Source organism: Enterococcus sp. (assembly GCF_022711995.1).
GTDB lineage: Bacteria > Bacillota > Bacilli > Lactobacillales > Enterococcaceae > Enterococcus_D.
In genome coordinates this window covers 59456-76118 of sequence record NZ_JALAHI010000116.1, presented here as the reverse complement: position 1 = coordinate 76118, position 16663 = coordinate 59456, and the positions used below count along the sequence as shown (strand labels likewise).

At 43.0% G+C, this 16663-nt stretch carries 12 protein-coding genes; 2 read left to right on the top strand and 10 right to left on the bottom strand.

Going from position 1 to position 16663, the window contains the following annotated elements; genetic code table 11:
• Window positions 1–61 precede the first annotated feature (61 nt).
• From Q0A12_RS11705 to Q0A12_RS11660, 10 genes are all read right to left on the bottom strand, one after another.
• The gene (locus tag Q0A12_RS11705; protein WP_291292825.1) at window positions 62–646 is read right to left on the bottom strand and encodes a YitT family protein; all 585 of its coding nucleotides are present in this window, start codon (window positions 644–646) and stop codon (window positions 62–64) included.
• A gap of 100 nt (window positions 647–746) precedes the next feature.
• Window positions 747–2237, bottom strand: a complete 1491-nt coding sequence (locus Q0A12_RS11700; RefSeq protein WP_291292824.1) for a response regulator transcription factor — start codon at window positions 2235–2237, stop codon at window positions 747–749.
• Window positions 2221–3966 carry a sensor histidine kinase gene (locus tag Q0A12_RS11695; protein ID WP_291292823.1) on the bottom strand — a complete coding sequence of 582 codons (1746 nt, stop codon included), beginning with the start codon at window positions 3964–3966 and terminating at the stop codon, window positions 2221–2223. The genes Q0A12_RS11700 and Q0A12_RS11695 overlap by 17 nt, the downstream gene beginning before the upstream one ends.
• On the bottom strand, window positions 3959–4579 hold the full coding sequence (locus Q0A12_RS11690) for a DUF624 domain-containing protein (protein ID WP_291292822.1): 621 nt from the start codon (window positions 4577–4579) through the stop codon (window positions 3959–3961). The genes Q0A12_RS11695 and Q0A12_RS11690 overlap by 8 nt, the downstream gene beginning before the upstream one ends.
• 169 nt (window positions 4580–4748) lie before the next feature.
• On the bottom strand, window positions 4749–6218 hold the full coding sequence (locus tag Q0A12_RS11685) for an ABC transporter substrate-binding protein (RefSeq protein ID WP_291292821.1): 1470 nt from the start codon (window positions 6216–6218) through the stop codon (window positions 4749–4751).
• A 22-nt stretch (window positions 6219–6240) separates the two neighbouring features.
• Window positions 6241–7161 carry a carbohydrate ABC transporter permease gene (locus Q0A12_RS11680; protein WP_291292820.1) on the bottom strand — a complete coding sequence of 307 codons (921 nt, stop codon included), beginning with the start codon at window positions 7159–7161 and terminating at the stop codon, window positions 6241–6243.
• 13 nt (window positions 7162–7174) lie between these two features.
• On the bottom strand, window positions 7175–8056 hold the full coding sequence (locus Q0A12_RS11675; protein WP_291292853.1) for a sugar ABC transporter permease: 882 nt from the start codon (window positions 8054–8056) through the stop codon (window positions 7175–7177).
• A 254-nt stretch (window positions 8057–8310) separates the two neighbouring features.
• On the bottom strand, window positions 8311–9180 hold the full coding sequence (locus Q0A12_RS11670; RefSeq protein ID WP_291292819.1) for an ROK family protein: 870 nt from the start codon (window positions 9178–9180) through the stop codon (window positions 8311–8313).
• Between the two features lie 5 nt (window positions 9181–9185).
• Entirely contained in the window at window positions 9186–11870 is a 2685-nt protein-coding gene (locus Q0A12_RS11665; RefSeq protein ID WP_291292818.1) for an alpha-mannosidase, read from the bottom strand.
• 32 nt (window positions 11871–11902) lie between these two features.
• Window positions 11903–13192 carry a glycoside hydrolase family 125 protein gene (locus Q0A12_RS11660; protein WP_291292817.1) on the bottom strand — a complete coding sequence of 430 codons (1290 nt, stop codon included), beginning with the start codon at window positions 13190–13192 and terminating at the stop codon, window positions 11903–11905.
• 154 nt (window positions 13193–13346) lie between these two features.
• On the opposite strand from Q0A12_RS11660, the gene Q0A12_RS11655 reads away from it, so the two are divergent.
• Together Q0A12_RS11655 and Q0A12_RS11650 are read left to right on the top strand one after the other, a co-directional pair.
• Window positions 13347–14405, top strand: a complete 1059-nt coding sequence (locus tag Q0A12_RS11655) for a LacI family DNA-binding transcriptional regulator (protein ID WP_291292816.1) — start codon at window positions 13347–13349, stop codon at window positions 14403–14405.
• A gap of 21 nt (window positions 14406–14426) precedes the next feature.
• Entirely contained in the window at window positions 14427–16580 is a 2154-nt protein-coding gene (locus tag Q0A12_RS11650; protein ID WP_291292815.1) for a GH92 family glycosyl hydrolase, read from the top strand.
• The last annotated feature ends 83 nt before the right edge of the window (window positions 16581–16663 follow it).

The following is a 16663-nucleotide window of genomic DNA, read 5'->3' as shown; positions in this document are numbered from 1 at the left end:
ATTACCTTTAAAATCGGCTGACATCTCCTTTCACTTTACGATCGTTTGCGCAAGCATTGTGTTATTTTCGCCGTGCGGCTAGAGTTTTGACGGTAGCTTCAAAAATCGGGCCCACAAAAAGAATGCACAACAATGTTCCCAGTCCAATCCTGGCGCCTAATCCAAAACCAACCAACACCATCGTGGCATCCAAACCGATCCGGATCGTTTTTTGGGTCAGCTTCGTGCGTTTATAAATCACCGCAGTCAATGCTTCCAGTGCCGCCGATCCTTGATTTGCAGAGACATAGATTCCCGCGCCTATTCCGAACAAAATCGGGGCGGAAAAAATCGCCAACCAAGAATAATAGGGCAAATGAACAAAAATCTTATCCATGACTGGCTCAAAAATCCCAATCAGCAACCCAAGTCCGATTCCATTAAGATAGCTGCCGATCCCTAACTCTTGCCGATCAATGATCGCGATGATTCCTAAAATGATAAGATTAAAGCAGAGGCTGGCAACCCAGAAAGGAACAGACACATGATTCAAAATTCCTAATAAAAATGTACTGATCGTATCGTAGCCTTGGTGGGCGGTGATCAGTAAGGAAATAGCAAGTGCAATCAAACAAGTACCTAACAAGATCTGAAAAATTTTATTCACGACATCACGCTCTTTTCTTCGTAGATTTTCTAGACTCTTTAAGTGTACCTTGCCGCCACAGAGATTACTACTCTTTCCGTCTAAAAAAACCTGCAATCGGTCAATCCAGTGATTCGTAACTTTGTTCGTATTTCTCCCGAAATTCTTTTGGCGTCAACCCATTCAGCTTCTTGAACATCTTTGAGAAATAATTGGTATTGTTGTAGCCGATGGCATCCGCAATTTCATTGATCGTTTGCCCAGTGTGAAGCAGCAATTGCTGGGCTTTTTTGATGCGAATAAAATTGACGTATTGATTAAAACTCAGTTCCGTTTCTTTCTTAAACAGCTGGCCAAGATAAACTACACTGATATGAAGCACCTCAGCCGCTGCCTTCACGGTCAATTCTTGCGTGTAGTTGGCTTCGATCATCCCAACAGCTTTTTGAACAATTTCAGAATAGCGTTTTTGTTGCGGCTGGTCTTTGGCTAGTTGCAAAATCTCATTGAAGAGCTGGCGCAGGACTTGAATCGTATTCGAGCTGCGAATCCGAGTGATGATCCGATCATAGTTTTCTCTAGTCAATGCAGGAAACTGCCGGTAAATATCATTAAATAATAAAAAGGCCACATAGCGAACGTGTTCCGGATCTGCCTGTACCTGCTCAAGTCGTGAAAAAATGTTATCCAATTCATCTTGAACGGTTTTGGTATCTCCAATGGTCAACGCTTTATTGAAAGACAAAAAAGGCAATGCTTCATTGCGATCCAGAATATCGACTTGAATGATTTGTTCGTTGATCAGTAAATCCGGATAAAACGTCTGCAACGATTGGACCTGTTTGATCTTTTCATACCCTTTATATAGATTTTCCCATTCGTTGATCGTTTCACTGACCACCAATTGCCAGTCTCCTGACAAAACTGCTGACAGTTCTTTTAGTAGACACCAGAGATTTCGGCGTTCCCCATAGAAAATAATCAACAGCTGATCTTCTCCCAATCGTCCTGGTAACAGCAGCGGTTGCTCCTTTTCGACAAAAAAACCAAAGCCCTTATCAAGGATCTCTTGTGTTCCTGTCAGCTGTAAAATCGTATACGGCGGATGGATAGGCAGTGCGGATTGTTCCAGTAACAAGTGGTACTCACTTTCATTTAGTTCATCATTCAACCAAAGCAACAGGCTGGATTCGCGATACAAATCATTTTGTTCATCGATGCGTTGCTGATGGGCCAGTTCTTCAGCGATTGCCTGCACACTTTCATAAAGCTCGACCTTATTGACTGGCTTGACCAAGTAATTACGAACCCCTAGCTGCATGCCTTGTTTGACAAAAGCAAATTCTTGGTAACCGGATAAAATGATGGAAAAGAAGGTGTTGCCTTTAGCCTGTGCTTTGGCAATCATATCGATGCCATTCATTTCCGGCATGCGAATATCCGTGATCAAAAGGTCGATGGGTTGTTTTTCCAGATAGTCCAACGCCTCCGAAGCACTTTTCGCTGTATGAACCACTTCAAAGCCTAATTCTTTCCAAGGAATGATCATTTTCAGACCTTCTAAAATCATATACTCATCGTCCACAAACATTGCTTTATATAAACTCATCATTCAACATCTCCTCATCGATCGCTATGGAAATCTTGAAGCCGTGATTTCTTTCAGATTCAACTTCCATCTGATAATGATCGCCAAACATCCCCCTTAAACGTTCATGGACATTCTTCATGCCGATGGATGTCTGTACCACAACTCGCTCATCGGCGAGTTCTTGGCGAATCATTGCTAATTGTTTGGGATCTGCTCCTTTGCCGTTGTCCCTTACCAGTAGAATAATTTTGCCATTTTGTCGGAAGGCTTTGATGCTGATGGCATTATCATTTCGCTGATAGTCGATTCCATGAACAAAATAATTCTCTACTAATGGCTGCAATGTGAACTTTGGCAAGAGCAGCTGTTTTAAGTCTTCTTCGATACTTACATGATAGGCAATTTTATCCGGATACCTCATTTGATACAAATAGACATACTTCTCACAAAAAGCCACTTCTTCTGCTAAAGTTTTCACCTTTTCCTGGGTCGTATTGTTGCGCAGAAGCGCAGAAAACGCGTATACCACATCTGCCAGCTCTTCCTGTTGCCGACTTAACGCATACATGCGAATGTATTCGAGGGTATTGTATAGAAAATGAGGATTGATCTGGGCTTGTAATGCGCGCATATCCGCATCCCGCTGTTTGATTTCCAGGGTATAGATGTCTTCAATGTAATCATTGATACTGCCAGTCATTTGATTGATCGCTTCGGCGATGGTTTTTAATTCTTGTTGGACCCCCGTTGTATCGATGCGCTCATTAAAATCTCCTTGACTGACTTTCTGAGTTGCTTGCACGATTCGCTTGACTTGTTGGGTGTAACGCTTGAAGGTCCGATGTAAAATCAGCAACAGCACCAAAAGAATCAATGTTCCGCAGCCAAAAATCAACAATGTATAATTAAGGACATCCCGCCAGATCACTTGCTTATCCAGTAAAACCAGAATGCCTTCTCCATTGATCGTCCTTTGTTTTTTTATGTAAAAATCATGGGACAATTTCGGCACGATCTCTTTTTGATTGTTGGCCATTGCTTGATCGATTTTGTCGATCATCGCTTGATCCAGATTTGGTGCATCTTTATAGAGACGCTGACCACTATTGGTATAGATAAAACTTTTGATACCATGTTCCCTATTATCCTCGCTGCGATTCGCTAAAACGTTTTCTTCATTAAATACCACAAACACTTGTCCCATGGGCTGGGCAAAATTACTTGGTTGGGCAATCGACCGCGCAAAAAAAAGCCGGTTCTTTAATTGAATCTGCTTGCCTTGCACTTTTTCACCATAAGGTCGCTCTGGTGTGGCGACCAAGTATTCTTTGCTTTCATCCAATTGAATGATGATTTCTTCAATATCAGGATGGCTGCTGATCAAACGATAGAGAATATTCGGCAAATAAATATTTTGGCCCGATTGCCGAAACACGTCATTACTGTAGGAAAAATAATCGGAAGTCGACAGCTGTAAATAGTTGCGCAACGATTCAAACGTGGCATCTGAACTAGTGAATTCTCCTAATACTTCCGAAACGATCGTATTACGCTCTTGGATATACGTATCTAAGTACGTACTGGTGGCATCGACGAGCCGATTGCTCATGCGAAAGCGATCGACACCGGTATAGACACTCAATCCTAGCATGATCAAAAGCGAAATCAATATCAGCAAGACACTATAGAGCTGCATCAATTGATTGATCAGGAAGTCACGCTTGAAAAGGGCTAAGACTCGTTTATTCATAGTGCAGTTTTCCATCGATCAACCCACGGTCTTTGCGGGAAGCAAAATGGACCCAAAATAAGAGCAAACTAAAGGTACCAAATAAGAAGAGTCCTTTCATGCTCCACGTGAGCAACACGATACTAGCCATGCCAAAAATGATTTTTGCAAAGGTACCAAAACTCAAAAATAAGCTGATAAATGCCAGTTTGATTGTATTTAACAAAGAGGTTTCATAGCTCGATTCAAACAACAAACTGTACAAATACAAGAGCAATAACAGACCACTCACAACGACTAACAAAAAGTCGATCATCAGCCATAGGAGTCCTTGGATCTGGCTTGAGAGATACAAATTATACAAGACGATCGCCTGTAAAGTAAAAAACAGATAAAAACGAGCATTGGCCCGCCAAAAATTTTGCTTCCAGCGGCTAAATGCCTGCTTCAGCGTTTGATCTTCATAAGATAACCCGTTTGCCTCGATCAAGTCACTGATGGTTTGAAACGCAGGTCCTATGCCAAACACAATTCCACCCATCAGTGTAAACAATACAAAGAAAAGATTCAGTTTAATGATCCCCCAAATCAAGCGAAAAGCCTGTACGAGTCCCCCACTGGTTGTATCTTTCATTTTATCCATCTCCTCTTAGTACATATCTGTTATATTATAACTTGTTTTACTCACTTATCAAAAAGCATTGCTTGGTGCTCACTACCTATGTACAACAGATGAGGAGTGACATAAGCAAACCTCTGCTACTCCTCATCTGTTCCCTGCTATAGTTGGTTAATTGACTCGATTATTTTTGTGATGCACGGAATTCGTCGAATTGTTTTTGCATTTCGTCGCGGACTTTGTCCCAACCAGCAGTTTTCAACTCTTCGGTTAATTTTGGTACATTTTCTTCTGGATCAATGGTACCTGTTGCTAAACTTGCTTTGTAACGATTCATCACATTGGCAATGTTGGTGATTTCAGTTTTTACACTGTCTGTCTTAAAGTTGAAACCTAAAATTGGTGATGTTTCTGCTTTAGCAATGTTTTCGTCACGTTCTTTGATCATTTCATCGGTGATGGATTCTTGTGTATACAAGATCATATTGTTCCCCGTGTTCCATGCGGCCATGTGAGTGTTTGGTTTGTAGCCATCCAACAATTTGATTTTGTTGTCTTGTCCTTCTACTTTTTCCCAAGCTTCTCCTTCAACACCCCAAACAAGTCCATTCAACAATTCAGGATCACTGTTCAATAAACCAAGGAATTCGACGGCTTTTTCTTTGTTTTTAGAAACATTTGCCACCACGAAGTTGGCCATTTGTGCTTGTGCTGTTGATTTCAATTGTTTAGTAAGCGGGCGAGAAATCAATTCATGACCGGCAGCATTGTTCAAGATGGTATCGCCGTAATCCATTGGTCCTTGAGTTTCTTCACGCATGAACCACGTATTTCCTTCTAATGGATAACCTGTGGTATTGGTTGCAGCATCTGTTGGAATCAAGCCTTCTTTGTACCATTTGTGCATCAATTTCAAGTTGGCCATTTGTTCATCATCTTCATATGGATTGATGATTTTTGTGGTGTCTCCGTCAAGTTTGACCGCAAACGGATAATCTTTCCCCATGACGTAGTCATAATTCCCGGAAATGTTGAAGGTTTGACCAATTGCGAAGCTGGCAATATTTGGTTCCTTCTCATGGAATTTCTTCAAGGCATCTTCGGCATCGGCATAGGAATTGATATTGCTGATATCAATGTCGTATTTATCAAGGTATTGTTTGTTGAATGTCAATACTTGTTGCGCATACACGTTGCCATTAACTGGAAAGGCATATAGTTTGCCATCGATGGTATTGCCTTTGATATATGATTCGTCTAATTGATCATAAGCTTCCTTAGCATATTTCGGTGCCAGATCCGTCAGATCCGCATAGGCGCCTTTTTGAGCATTCGCTACAAAGTTGGATGCAAAAGAAATATCATAGTTTTCACCAGAAGAAATGATGGTGCTCATTTTTTGATCCCAATCACCCCAGCCAATGTACTGCAGATCGATCTTGGCATTGATTTTTTCTTCGATTCGTTTGTTGGCGATCTCCATCAATTGATCGAAGTTCTCTGGTTTGTCCCCTACTTGATACATCAGCAACGTCGTTACGCCATCCGCACTGTTGGAACTTGAATCTTTTTCCCCGTTTGACCCGCAGGCCGCTAAGCTCAACAGCATTGCTGAAGCGAAGCCTGCAAACATTGTTTTTTTCCACGATTTCATTTGTTTTCCTCCTATATCCTTATTATTCTTTGACACCGCCAATTGTCAAGCCACCCACAAAATAGCGTTGGAAAAATGGGTAAGTAATGGCAATTGGTAATGTTGCTACCACAACGATTGCCATCCGAGCCGTCTCGTTTGGCAATGCAGCCAATCCTCCTTGGACTTGAGCAGCCATACCGGTGCTTTTCGCTAAATAATCCAAGTTTGATTGAATCCGCATCAATAGTGCTTGTAACGGCACTAGTGAATCCTTTTGAATATACAACAACGCATTGAACCAATCATTCCAATAACCTAGTGCCGCAAACAAACTGATCGTGGCGATTCCAGGAACCGCTAATGGTAACACGATCGATAAGAAAATTTTCATTTCGCTGGCACCATCGATCCGTGCTGACTCAATAATACTGTCTGGCACAGTCTTCTTGAAGAAAGTCCGCATCACTAAAATATTGAAAGGGCCTAATGCAATCGGCAAAATCAATGCCCAGATCGTGTCTTTTAATTGAATCAAATTAACCATTACGAGGTAATTGGCTACCATCCCTGGGGCAAAAAGCATCGTTACCAATGCAAAGAGTGTAAAGAAGCGCCGAAATGGGAAATTGGAACGAGAAATCACATAGGCATACAATGACGTCATGGTTGCATTGATGACCGTCCCGAAAACCGTAATGAAGACGGAGATCCCAAATGCTTGAAAAATCTTACTGCTCATGGCGCCACTGAAGAGATAGCTATAGGCTGCAAATGAAAACTCACCGGGCCAGAAGCGATAGCCATTTTCAGCTAGCGACGTCTCATTTGTCAAGGAAATCGCAATTACAAATAAAAATGGTAAGACACAAGAAAAGGCAAATAGTGCCAAAACAATATTGAAAATCAGGTTGACCGTTGGATTAAAGGAACGGACTTCGACCTTTGCTACTTTCTTTTTCATTCGTCCATCCTCCTTAGAATAATGCTGAATCTGGTTCTAATTTCCGTACCACTAAGTTGGCAGCTAAGAGCAAGCACATACCCACTACGGATTGATACAGGCCAGCGGCAGCAGTCATGCCAAAGTCACCTGTGGCCGTCAAGCCGTTATAGATGTAAGTATCTAGTACGGAAGACACTTGATACAATGCCCCTGAGTTACGAGGAACTTGGTAAAACAGCCCGAAGTCGGCTCGGAAGATCCCGCCGATGTTTAAAATCAATAAGACGGAAATCATTGGAATCAGCTGCGGCAGTGTGACATTTTTGATTTGCTGCCATTTATTGGCACCATCCACCATCGCTGCTTCATAATAGGTTTGATCGATCCCCATCACTGAGGCGTAATAAATGATGCTGTTGTAACCCAAGCTCTTCCAAACATTCATGAAGACAAAGATGAATGGCCACCATTTCGGATCGGCATACCAGTTGATCCCTTCACCGCCAGCATTGGTGATCCATTGATTGATGATTCCTTTGTCTGGACTCAAAAAGGCATAGACAAAATAGGAAATGACTACCCATGAAAGAAAATAAGGCAGCAATGACATGGTGTGATACACTTTGACCAATCGCTTGTTCCGTAATTCGCTCATTACGATGGCAAATGCGATGGCAAAAAATAGATTGAATGCTAGAAACACGATGTTGTAAAGCAATGTATTTCTAGTGATCAGCCACGCATCATTTGATGCAAATAAAAATTTAAAATTATCAAACCCGACCCACGGGCTCTGTTGCAGACTGGCAAAAAATCCGTCTGGTGAAAGACGAAAATCTTTGAATGCAACGACATTGACAAATACTGGAATATAGAAAAAAAAGATGAACCAAATGACACCAGGAAGTGCCATTAAGATAAGTGCTTTATATTGCCACACATTTTTCCAAAATCCCTTTTTCTTCACATTTGATCAACTCCTTCTGTTATAAGAATAACGCTTTCATTGTGAATATTTAAGGAACAAACTAAAGGTAAAAAGAAACAAATTAAAGATTTTGTCTCTGCTATTATTTTTTGTATGATTTTCTTCATCGATCAAAATCGATCAAAAAGCGATTTTTCTTCACAAAAAAACAAGCAGCAAATCATTGCTGCTTGTCCTCTCTATTGATTTTCTTGGTAGGCTGCTTTTCCTAATAACAGACTGCCAATAATACCGCTTTTGTTCGGCAGTCCCCAAGCAACGATGTACTCCGAGGCTGGCGGTGTTTCCATATAGCCGGCCATTTGTTCAATAAACTGCTCTTGGATCTTCTTTAACAGATGCGGCTGATTCATGACACCGCCGCCTAAAATGATTCGATCAGGGGCAACTGTCAAAGTAATATTCACAAGCGCTTGCCCAATATAAAAAGCTTGTAAATCCCAAATTTCATGCTCTTTCGGCAAATCCTGACCTTTAATGCCTGTCCGTGCTTCCAGTGAGGGACCAGCTGCTAGCCCTTCCAGACAATCCCCGTGATAGGGGCAGGTGCCGGCATAATCATCTTGCGGATGCCGTTTCACAAATGTGTGTCCCACTTCCGGATGTCCTGCGCCTTGGAAGATTTCCTCATTGCTCACGATTCCCGCTCCAATACCAGTACCAATAGTCAGATAGACACAACTGCGCATTCCTTGTGCCGCTCCTTGTTTCAGTTCCCCAAAAGCTGCCGCATTGACATCTGTCGTCCAAGCCAAACAAGTGTCAGGGTAGCGTTTTTTCAACGTCCCTAAAAAATCAAACTGCTGCCAGCCTTTTTTAGGAGTTGCTAAGATTTTGCCATAGGTTTCCTGTTGCGGATTGATCCCGATCGGGCCAAAGGAGCCTACCCCTAAGGAAGCTAAGGTGTACTGATCAAAAAAAGCAAAAATAGCAGCCAGTGTTTCCTCTGGTGTCGTCGTCGGTAGCGAACATTCATCAATGATGGTCTCTTCATCCGCGACCGCACAGTTCATTTTTGTTCCACCGGCCTCAATTGCACCATACAACATCTTTCTCACTCCTTCAAACCGATCGTCCAAATTTCATAAGCAGCCAGTGTGTCTTCAACTGATTGCGGCTGTTCTTCTTCCAACAAATTAAGCAGGCAGCGATCCGTTTTCTCTTTTTTCACGACAAACGGCGTTGCGGTATCGGCAAGATTGTACCCTCTTAGAACGAGCAAATCATCTTGACGCCGACGTTTAAGAGCCGTGACCGCCACTGATTCACCCTGTGCTTCCACGAATTGTGTCTGCTTTTCTAGTTGACCCGAATGGATCGCTGTTTGCCGAGCGATCCAAGGTACTTGAGCCGCTTGTGCTTGACGATAAGTTTCGTAACGTTGATGGGCTTGACCATGGAGTTCAATGCCGTACTCAAAGGTATGCTTACCGATACATTGTGCTTCTGGTGTTGGGAAATAGCCCCAATCCCCAAGTTCTCCTGTGCATCGTAACAATGTCAAACAAATTTTGTCTTCTACGATCTCGTATTCATTTAACCCAGTATTAGAAACGGTAACGCCGAAATCTTCCTCATGCAAATTAACAAATGCGTGTTGATGCTGCGGATTTGTCGGATTTTGCCAATGGCTAGAGACTTGGTTTGGTCTTCTAACGGCTTCGTAGATACTATCGGCTTCATGTTGATCTGTATGGATACCCGTAGGGAAAAGCGCCCGTAATCGGTGGTCTTTGCTTTGGTTATCCACTGTCGTTTTAAAACTGATGCGTTTACTGTTGCAGTCCAAGCGAATTTCTGTTTCCAAGGTAAACGGCACTGTTTGTTGTGCCCGCTGTGCTTTACGGAAACGGAAATCGACGACTGCTTTTTGTTCTTCAAGTAATTGCTCATCCGCAGATACTGGAATTTGCATCATCTGTGTCACTTTAACGACACCATAAAGTGCCGAATTTGCGACGACCTCAATTTGATGAGGGAAAGCTGTTGAGTAAATGGCGCGATCCCCTTCTGGTTGTTTGAAAATATACTCATTGCCAATATCGCCAACATTTTCAAAAACCAATAAATCCTTTAATTCTTTGCCGGTTGCTTTTTCTTTGATGGTCAGACTGCCATCTGAAGTGATGGTTGCTTTGACAAACGCGTTTTCTAACACACGCCCATCTGCTGAAACGATTTTTTCTGTCGCAGCTGCTACTTGTGGCTCGTCAGCCTCGATCAGTGCAAAGGTTTGCCATGAAAATTCCGGCATTTGGTCCACTTGGATTTGCACATTGACAAAGCGCTTCATAAACGGAATCCGGAAAGCATCTTTCGGTAACTCATAATCAAACAGCACTTCTTCTTCGCTGATTGTTGCCGGCAGGATATTCCCTTCAGAATCAATGATTTGGTAGAAACCTTTAGGCTGTTCCTGTAACTCATGATACAAACGACTTGGAAGTCCTTCTCGGAATGTTTTCCGGCTTAACTCTACTTCCACTTCAACGATTCCTGAGCGTAGTGTCCCTGTGGTATTAAAGACTACAAATGGGCGACTCTCTTTGGGAAAAGCGGAAGTATCAATAGCATTTAGCAACTGTGCTACTGCTTCATCAGCGACATACTTGCCGATTTCATTGGCTTTTTCAAACCGCGGCATCATCTCCCGATGCACTTCGTCCACCGAACAGCCACAAATACTATCATGAGGATGATTTTGCATCAACAGTTTCCATGCGTGATCCAACACATCATGAGGATACTTCTTCGTTACCTCATACGCCATTGTTGCCAATGGCTCTGCCACATTTTCTAATTGTCGTGAGACCCGTGTGTTCCATTGTTTCAAATAAACCCGCGAAGAAGCCGTATTGGCTAACGTATACCAGCCATCTGTCTCTTGACTTGTTAATTCACCATTGACGGTGCCTAGGTCTGCTGGCAAATCCCCTTGAACTGCTGCCAGATACTCCGTGAACCCCGCATGTTTGAATTCATAATCAGGAAACAATTCATTGGCTAAGCGAATCGCTTCACTGATATTTTTTTGAACAGGCTGATGATCGACACCATTCATCATCAAATAATGATTTGTCGAACCAAATTTCTCAACATCCTGCAATTTTTGGGTCCAAAACTGGCGTGCTTCTTCCCGATCAACCGGAATCTCATTGCCATTGGAATACCAGTTAGCAAAGAGTAAGCCAAAGATCTCGCTGCCATCTGGACCTCGCCAATTCATCTCTGAGTATTGGGAGGTAAATTGATCATCCGGTAAGACTTCGTTATCAAACCCAATCGGCTTAACCCCACGGCCAAAAGCGGCACTATGCAAGTTGGCTTGTTTCATCATTTGCGGTGTTTGTCCCATATTCCCGAAGGTATCTGGGAAATAGCCCAGCATAACAGGCGTTCCCCATTTTTTGCTTTCAGCCATCCCAATCAACATATTGCGAGTATTGGACTCTGAACTAATCAAGAAGTCATCTTGAAGAATATAAAAAGGACCAATTTGTAATTTCCCTTGATCGATTGCTCGTTTGACCGCTGCCCGCTTTTCCGGACGAACTTCCAAATAGTCATCTAGAATGATGGTCTGACCATCTAAGTGAAAACTGTGGAACTCAGGATCTTTCTCAAACAATTCCAATAAATCATCCATCAATTCAATCAAACGCATATGGTGCTGTTCATAAGGCATATACCACTCACGATCCCAATGACTATGAGATACGATATAAATTTGTTTTTTCATTGTCTTACTCCTCTCGTTTTTGCCGGAGATGCTTATTTTTCCACTCGAATATCAAAGTAATCCATGACTAGCTCACAAAACATCATATTGGCCCATGAGAACCATTCCCGGGTATATTTCGTCGGATCATCTACATCGAATCCTTCATGCATCAAATGGGTGCCAGCATCGGTTGCGACCAATTGATTAAGAATCCGTTCTTTCTCCGCCTTATCCGGTGTCGTCATGCCTTCCATTGCCATTGCAATCGGCCAAACGTAGTTTTCTGGTGTATGGGAGCTTCCGATTCCCTTCGCATATTTTCCTTCATAGAAGTAAGGATTTTCGGAACTAAGCAACGTTTTGCGTGTGGCTAAATAAGTTTCATCTTGATCTGATCCATAGCCTAAGTAAGGAGCGGCAATCAAATTGGGCACATTACTATCATCCATCACAGTGGCATTGCCTTGACCATCGACTTCATAGGCATAGATTGTTTGACCCGCTTGATTGGTGGTTTTGCCAAACGCATCGATCCCTGATTGGATCTCTGATTGGAGCTGTTTTGCTTGGGCCACGATCTCTGGTTCATCCAAGATAGAACTGAAAATTTCAGCAATGTAGCCTAAGACCACTACCGCAAACATATTCGAAGGCACTAGATAACCATAGGTACAGGCATCATCACTGGGACGAAATCCTGACCAGGTCATACCAGTAGGCGCAACAGGTGCTCCTTTCCCGTCATTGATCAAGGTATCTTCTTTCCGCCAGGTTTCTCTTTCAAAGCGATAAGGCGATTCTTGATGATTTTGTTCCGTAGCAAACACATGAAGGGCTTTTTTGATACCGCTCACAAAATCATCATTAAACTGATCTGTTCTGCCAGTATTCTTATACAACAGATACGCCAATTGAATGGGGTAACACAAAGAATCGATTTCATATTTTCGTTCCCAGATCCAGTCATTCATCTCGGTCAAATCGCTTTGATGGCCGGCGCCATTTGCCGCTTCATTAAAGGCATTGGCATAAGGATCGATAGTAATATAAAAGAATTGCTTCTTGACTAACCCACTGATCATCGCTGCTAATTCTTCATCTTCTTTGGCAATTACTAAATAAGGCCGTACCTGTGCGGTGGAATCTCGCAACCACATCGCTGGAATGTCTCCCGTCAGCAGAAATGTTGTGCCGTCTTCGTGGCGTTTGACCGTCGTCAACAATGTGTTGGCAAAGGCAGCGTTAAAGTTTTTTGCCCAGTCCGCATGTTCATTTCCACAACGTTCGGTTATTTCCTGCATGAATGTCGCAACTGAATTTGGTATTTCTTGATAAGCCATTTGGTCACCATCCTAAATTTGATATATCATTTCACGGACTCAGTATAACGATATTTCTTGAGATTGTCTAGTAAGATTTTGTTAAAACTCTATTTTCAATTTTGTTGGAATATGCTATTCTGAAAATATGATATATCAAAAAGGGGTTTTACTCATGAAAGAGCCGTTGTACAAAAAAATTTATCACGAGTTGTATGCGCAAATCCAAAGCGGCGAGCTGCCACCAGAAAGCCGCGTTCCTACTGAAAAAGAATTATCAGAGAAATACCAAGTCAGCCGCATCACTTCTAAACGAGCGTTGACTGAATTGGAACAAAATCAGCTGATCTATCGTATTCAAGGAAGCGGCAGTTTTGTTCGACGCCCCATTCAGCCGCAATCAAAAGGAAAAGTGCTGTTTATTTTGCCCTTTGCCAATGACCTTTCCCTCGGCAATTTTACGGAAGGAATCTATCCGGTCATGCAGGAAGAAGGTTTTGAATTAATGCTGACACCGGTTGACTATCTTGAACAAACGACAGCAGAAGCATTGTCAGAAGAATTTGATGGGATGATCTACTACGCCAGCAATACAAATTCAAATTATGATCTTCTTTTCGAGTTAGCATCACACGGCTTTCCTGTTGTGACACTTGATAAAGCGTTACACGAATTTTCTTTTCCAGCCGTTTTGGCAGACAACTTTGAAGGGGGACAGTTAGCGACAGCGCATCTTTTAGCACAAGGCCATCAGCGGATCGGGTATATTTTTGGCGAAGGCCACCATCCCCAATCTGTCCGCCAGCGTTATCTAGGCTACGTGGATCAATTGAAAAGTCAGCAGGCGCCCTTTCGAACAAAGTTGGATGATCCCCAAGCGCTTTTGCCTGCAGCGGTTCCCTACATCCAACAAAATCAGTTAACCGCTGCTGTCTGTGAAAATGATCTAGTGGCGATTGAATTGATGCGACAGCTAAAACAAGCAGGGCTTCAAATTCCTAGCGATTTTGCTGTGATCGGCTTTGACGACATTCAAGCAGCGGCTTTAGTCGATCCCCCTCTCAGCACAGTAAAACAAGATTTTGCAGAGTTAGGTCGTTTGGCTGGTACAAAATTAATGCAAATGATCCAATCAGACACCAACGCCTTGGCCAGCTCTCCTTTTGAGGAGGCTAATGCAGAAAATCAGAAAGTAGCCGTTTCTTTAGTTGTCAGAAATTCGACCATTGCCTGAAAGAACAAAGGAGTGAACAAGATGAAAGTAACACAAATCGATACCAGACACGGCACCGACAATCAATACAGCTTTTCCCATGGCAACTGTCTCCCTTATACAGGTGTTCCATTCGGCATGAACTATTTTGCCCCTCAAACAAGCGACCAACGAGGAAGCTGGTGGTTTCATCCGGAAGACTGCACCTTTCAAGGCTTTCGACTGACCCATCAACCAAGTCCCTGGATGGGAGACTTTAGTCATCTGACGTTTTTGCCGATCAATGGGAAATTATCGGAAAATACTCTTTTCCATGCCCAAAGCTCCTACCGCCCAGAAGAAAGTGTCTTCAATCCGGCTTACCTGAAAGTAAAAAGCCAGCGGTATCAACTCACCACGACATTGGTTCCTAGCATGTACGGCGCCATTCTTGAACTGGAAGGTGCTGTCACAGATCCGGGATTGGGAATCTCATTACCCGGACGCTATCAGCTGCAACAAGTCGACGAAGGAACTGTCATCGGAACAGTGATCAATTATTCCGGCTGCGAAGACAAGGATTTGACCTTCCATTTCAGCTTACGATTTGAAACAGCCGTGCATGCCATTGAAGGTGCTTTATCTGGGGAAAACGGTTTTGTCGTGATTCGTTTTGCAGAAAAAAACCAGCAAACGATCCATTTAGCTACTTCTTTTTTAAGCCCCCAACAGGCTGCTTTGAATCTTAGCCGTGAACTTGATCAAACGACTGCTGACTATTTGGCTAATGCTCAACAAGCTTGGGAGGGCTACTTGAATCGAATCGCTATCACCCATCACGACCCTCAACAAGTTGCTACTTTTTATCACAATTTTTATCGGCTGTTTTTATTCCCGCAAACGTTTTATGAGTGGGATCAATCTGGTCAAAAAATGCATTACGATACCTTAGCCAAAACCATCAAACCAGGACCGCTATATACGAATAATGGCTTTTGGGATACCTACAAAACAGTCTATCCCCTCTTTTCTCTGATTGCGGTCGAGCAGCTTGAAGATATGTTGGAAGGATTTTTGAACAGTTATAAAGAAAGCGGATTCTTACCGAAATGGTTGTCTCCAGATGAGCGAGGACTGATGCCTGGCACACTGATCGATGCAGTGATTGCCGATGCCTGCGTCAAAGGGATACGTCTTGACTTGATGCCGGAATTCTTAACTGCTATGAAAAAAGCGGCCACCGTTCAGAGTGAAAATCCCAATTATGGTCGCCAAGGAACCGCTGATTACTTGAAGTATGGCTATGTTCCTAGTGAATACCACGAATCCGTCAACCATACCCTTGATTATTGCTACAGTGATTTTTGCATTGCTCAGGTGGCCAATTCCCTTGCTGATCCTGAAGCAAGCCATTACCAGAAGCAAGCCAAAAACTACTTGGCGATCTTTGATAGCGAAACAGGCTTTATGCGAGCAAAGGATAAAAACGGGGACTTTCGCGCAGATTTTGATTCTTATCGCTGGGGTCGTGACTATGCAGAAGGCAGTGCGTGGCAAAGCAGCTTTGCCGTGTTCCATGACTTTGCCGGCTTGATCGCAGCCCATGGCGGCAAACAGACTTTTGAACAGAAATTGGTTGATCTATGCAACCAAGAGCCTCGCTATACAACCGAAGGCTATGGTTTTGAAATCCACGAGATGAGCGAAATGGCAGCATTGGATTTCGGTCAATTAGCTATCTCGAATCAACCTAGTTTCCACTACCCTTATCTCTTTAGTTACATTGGCAAGCCGGAAATGGCGCAGCCCTTGATCAAACAGCTGCTGACCCAATGTTTCGATGCTTCTCCTAAAGGGTATCCTGGTGATGAAGATAACGGCAGTATGTCTGGTTGGTACGTTTTTAACGCATTAGGTTTCTATCCGGTGACGCCGGGTACCGGTGAATATGTGCTGGGCATGCCTTTATTTGACGAAGCCATTCTTTCATTGTCGAATGGCAAAAAACTCAAGATCCAAACTACACCAAATCAACCCCAGCAACAATTTATTGATCATGTGACACGAGACGGAAAGAGCCACTCCCGCTTGTTCTTTACTCATGAAGAACTGCTTACCGGGGCGCCGATTCGTTTCAATCTCGGCATCGTTCCCCGCAGTAAGACATGGGCAACAGAAGCGTATCCTTATAGTCTGACACATGGTCAAGAGGATTAGACAACAGCCAATCTAAAACGAAGGGACACAACGACAGGCCTCAAAGAGGAAACCTGTGGTTGTGTCCCTTTTGCTTTTTCTAT

Coding starts and splice junctions, on each gene's coding strand:
- Q0A12_RS11700 (WP_291292824.1), bottom strand. CDS start 2,237: ATGATGAGTTTATATAAAGCAATGTTTGTGGACGATGAGTATATGATT.
- Q0A12_RS11695 (WP_291292823.1), bottom strand. CDS start 3,966: ATGAATAAACGAGTCTTAGCCCTTTTCAAGCGTGACTTCCTGATCAAT.
- Q0A12_RS11690 (WP_291292822.1), bottom strand. CDS start 4,579: ATGAAAGATACAACCAGTGGGGGACTCGTACAGGCTTTTCGCTTGATT.
- Q0A12_RS11685 (WP_291292821.1), bottom strand. CDS start 6,218: ATGAAATCGTGGAAAAAAACAATGTTTGCAGGCTTCGCTTCAGCAATG.
- Q0A12_RS11680 (WP_291292820.1), bottom strand. CDS start 7,161: ATGAAAAAGAAAGTAGCAAAGGTCGAAGTCCGTTCCTTTAATCCAACG.
- Q0A12_RS11675 (WP_291292853.1), bottom strand. CDS start 8,056: ATGGCACTTCCTGGTGTCATTTGGTTCATCTTTTTTTTCTATATTCCA.
- Q0A12_RS11670 (WP_291292819.1), bottom strand. CDS start 9,180: ATGTTGTATGGTGCAATTGAGGCCGGTGGAACAAAAATGAACTGTGCG.
- Q0A12_RS11665 (WP_291292818.1), bottom strand. CDS start 11,870: ATGAAAAAACAAATTTATATCGTATCTCATAGTCATTGGGATCGTGAG.
- Q0A12_RS11660 (WP_291292817.1), bottom strand. CDS start 13,192: ATGGCTTATCAAGAAATACCAAATTCAGTTGCGACATTCATGCAGGAA.
- Q0A12_RS11655 (WP_291292816.1), top strand. CDS start 13,347: ATGAAAGAGCCGTTGTACAAAAAAATTTATCACGAGTTGTATGCGCAA.
- Q0A12_RS11650 (WP_291292815.1), top strand. CDS start 14,427: ATGAAAGTAACACAAATCGATACCAGACACGGCACCGACAATCAATAC.